General features: G+C 60.2%; 2 protein-coding genes. Both read right to left on the bottom strand.

All coding sequences use genetic code 11. The annotated features are described in order from the left end of the window. Positions 1-39 precede the first annotated feature (39 nt). A complete protein-coding gene (locus BN1128_RS13005) occupies positions 40-1,623 on the bottom strand; it encodes a DUF3369 domain-containing protein (protein WP_042869412.1) in 1,584 nt (527 codons plus the stop codon). Positions 1,624-1,749: 126 nt separating this feature from the next. Further along, positions 1,750-2,573: LysR family transcriptional regulator (locus BN1128_RS13010; protein WP_052445520.1), on the bottom strand; the 824-nt coding region annotated here is incomplete at its 5' end.

Raw genomic sequence — 2,573 nt, forward strand, 5'->3', positions numbered from 1 at the left:
GGGGCCTGATGGCCCCTTTTTACGCTCAGACTGACGCATTTATACCTCGTAAGGCAGGCGCGACTGTGTCACCAGCCGATTGAGCGCCTGCACTACCAGGGGATCGAACTGGCTGCCCGAGCGAGACTGTATGTATTCCATGGTCTGAGCCAGCGACCAGGGCTCCTTGTAGGGACGCTTGCTGAGCAAAGCATCGAACACATCGACCACAGCCACTATGCGGGCCGACAGCGGGATCGCCTCCCCCGCCAGCTGCTCAGGGTAGCCCTTGCCATCGAAATGCTCGTGATGTCCACGGGCAATCTCGGCCCCCAGCGAAAGATAGCTGGTGCCCTCGACCATCTCGCCCGCCTTGTAGAGAATGTTGGCGCCTATGCCCGCATGCTGCTCCATGATGAGCCGCTCATCCGGCTCGAACCGCCCCGGCTTGTGCAGTATGTGATCAGGGGTGCCGACCTTACCGACATCGTGCAGTATGCTGGCCATGCCGATCATGTCGACAAAGCCAGGCGTCAGCTCATCGGGATAGGCCCCCGCCAGCCGCATCTCGGCCACTATGGCATCGGACAGCTTCTGCACCCGCAGCACGTGCTCACCGGTATCCGAGTCGCGAAACTCCGCCAGCGCGGCCAGCGCCACCACGGTCGCCTCCTGGGCGCGCAGCAGCTGGTTGTAGAGGTAGAGATTGTCGTATGCCGCCGAGATCCGCTGACAGAAGACGTCCAGCAGATCGCACTCGAGGGGATCGAGGGGCTGGGTCGGAGTGAAGCTCAACACGAACTCCCGACCATTCTGGGCGGCGATATAGAGCGAGTCCTGCGGATGCTCAAACCGGTTGCTGCGGTTTGCGAGGGCATTCATCACCGAGTTGTTGAGCTCAGGGTAATGCCTCAGCGTTACTTCGTTATTCAGCAAACATTCGTACTCGCCAGTAGCAGCCAGGATCTCCAGCTCCAGTTCACCTGGGCGTCGTTCGGCACAAATGGCCCCCTCTGTGCCCACATCCAAGATGGCGCTGATCTGCTTGAGCACACCGGAGGCAAATTCCCGAAGCGAATGAAGGTGGTAGAGATCCCCTGCTCCCTCCAGTATCTTGCCGAGCCCCTGCCGGCTCTTGTCGATGGCGCTGAGGGTTTCGTAGGAGCGCAACGAGGCGATGACGGTGGTGTAGAGCTTTTGTACCGTCAGTTCCGTCTTGGTCTTGTAGTCGTTGATATCGTAATCGAGGATCACCCGCTGCTCCGGGGCCTGACCGGGCTGGCCGGTGCGCAGCACGATCCGCACCAGGCTGTTGTGCATCTCGTTGCGGATCTGGTGCACCAGTCGCAGACCCGCATCCTCCGTCTCCATCACCACATCCAGCAGGATCAGGGCGATGCGCGGGTTGGCCAGCAGCATACGGGCAGCTTCGGCACCACTGTAGGCGTTGAGGAGTTCGAGTGGGCGGGATTTGTACTGAATGTTGGAAAGTGCCAGCCGGGTTGCATGATGAATATCCGGTTCATCGTCCACGATCAATACCTGCCATGGATTGATCGCCTTGGTCACCACGAGCTCATCATCGTCCAGCTCTATGATGTCGTCATCCAGCCAGAGCTCATCCTTGTCTTGGGCACTGCTCATATCGTTCACGCCTCCAGGCGCTGCATGAGTGTATTGACAGTATGTACCATCAGACAGCGATGGATCACAAGAAGCCACTGCGTTCAGCCCCTCGTCAACGGGCCCCGAGATGCCCGATTTGCCTGCTTATTCAAAAGGCTCCAGATAGGCTTGGATCGCCTTCTTTAGCCACGCCAATACCTTGCCATGATAGGCGTTTTCCGACAGATAGACGCCATAATCGCGCCATTGCAGGCTGAATTTGTGTTTCAGGGTCAGCAGTTCACCCTGGCGCAGCTGACTCTGGATCAAGGGGGAAGGGAGCACAGCCCAGCCCAACCCGTCCAGCACCGCATCCCGCATCAGCTCGAAGCTGGAGAGGCCTATGTGCTGGCCGCCGATGGGGAGCAGGCTCTTGACCGAAAATTCATCCACGTAGGAAAGGGTGACCTGGGTATGACCGGTCAAGTCCTGCTGCAACACCCGCGTCAGGCTGGCCAGCGGGTGGCTCGGTGCCACCACCATCAGGGTGCGGATCGGATTGAGCACATCTATGTTGAGGCCGCTGCGCTCCTGCTCCTCGGTGATGAGGCCGAAGGCGGCATCGACAAACCCCTCCTCCACCAAGGCGGGCAGCTCGGGGGGCGAGGCCAGCACCAGCGAGATACTGGTGCCTGGAAACTGGCGGCGCAGCGCGCCCAGCAGGTCGCGCCAGACCAGTTCGGGGATGGCATCATCCCGCGCCACCCGCAGCGCTACCTCGGCACCGGAGGCATAGTGTTCGCATTTGAGTTTGAGGCTGTTGGCCGCTTGCAACAGCCGCTTGCAGTCATCCAGCACCAGCTCGCCGATCTCGGTCAATCGGCTCTGGTTGGCACCTCGTTCAAAAAGTTCGACGCCAAGCTCAACTTCCAGTGCCGCGATCGCCGTGCTGACCGCGCTGCGGCTCTTGCCAATACGGCGCGCCGTAT

This window comes from Aeromonas piscicola (assembly GCF_000820005.1).
Lineage (GTDB): Bacteria > Pseudomonadota > Gammaproteobacteria > Enterobacterales > Aeromonadaceae > Aeromonas > Aeromonas piscicola.

Bases quoted from the DNA above. Each gene is read 5' to 3' on its own strand.
- BN1128_RS13005 (WP_042869412.1), bottom strand. From the start codon at position 1,623: ATGAGCAGTGCCCAAGACAAGGATGAGCTCTGGCTGGATGACGACATC.